The sequence below is a fragment of the Streptomyces sp. NRRL WC-3618 genome, from assembly GCF_001280005.1.
In the GTDB taxonomy this organism is placed as follows: domain Bacteria; phylum Actinomycetota; class Actinomycetes; order Streptomycetales; family Streptomycetaceae; genus Streptomyces.
Genome location: NZ_LGDW01000365.1, coordinates 1 through 306, shown reverse-complemented (window position 1 = coordinate 306; position 306 = coordinate 1). Strand labels below are relative to the sequence as shown.

Sequence of the window (306 nt, the reverse complement as noted above, 5' to 3'; positions counted from 1 at the left end):
TAGTTTCGGTTACACACCAAAATCCTCTGATCGTAATCAGCACGCCGATAAAAGCCGATCCACAACTCCCCTCCGAAAAAAAGAATGTTACAAATATCAAAACCAGGCCTCGGCGAAGGGCTTTTCGGCCGGGCCGGTGCGGGGAGAGGTGATGGTTGAGCGCTCCCTGGGGGAACGGAAGGGATGATATGTGGCCGGGCGGGGGGCGCCGGGAAGGCGGGTCGCCGGGGCTCGTTACACGGTGAACCAGATCGGATGCGGTGAGCAGAACGGGAGTAGGCAAGCGCCGTCATCGGCGATCCTCTG

Annotated in this window: 1 protein-coding gene; it reads left to right on the top strand. The window is 59.5% G+C overall.

The window, feature by feature from the left end:
- Positions 1-187, top strand: a 187-nt coding sequence (locus tag ADL01_RS46650) for a hypothetical protein (RefSeq protein ID WP_234354800.1), incomplete at its 5' end; no start/stop codon positions are given.
- Between the last annotated feature and the right edge of the window lie 119 nt (positions 188-306).